Below are 277 nucleotides of genomic sequence, written 5' to 3'. Positions count from 1 at the left end.
AGCGCTGTGGCGAGCGTTAGAGCGGCGATAACCGGAGCAACTTTCGTTCGGGACCGCACTATCACTCAGACCGCGTTGGAGCCTTCGTTCCGGTCACTCCCTCAACTATAGGAAAAATTCGCGGTAGGGTACGTTCATCACTACTTCATGCGCCAGCCGGTGGCCTTCGTAGCCATCCTCGCCGTAGGCGGTGCCATGGTCGGAGAAGACGAGGCAAAATACCGGCCGCTGCCGCTGCCGGAAGCGCGCGAACAACCGGCCCAGCTCGCCATCGACA

General features: G+C 61.0%; 1 pseudogene. It reads right to left on the bottom strand.

The features are described 5' to 3' along the window. Window positions 1-105 precede the first annotated feature (105 nt). A pseudogene (locus PA598K_RS18530) lies at window positions 106-277 on the bottom strand (STM4013/SEN3800 family hydrolase); the annotation flags it as partial.

It is taken from the genome of Paenibacillus sp. 598K, from assembly GCF_003851045.1.
GTDB lineage: Bacteria > Bacillota > Bacilli > Paenibacillales > Paenibacillaceae > Paenibacillus_D.
This window is presented reverse-complemented; position numbering and strand designations above follow the sequence as displayed.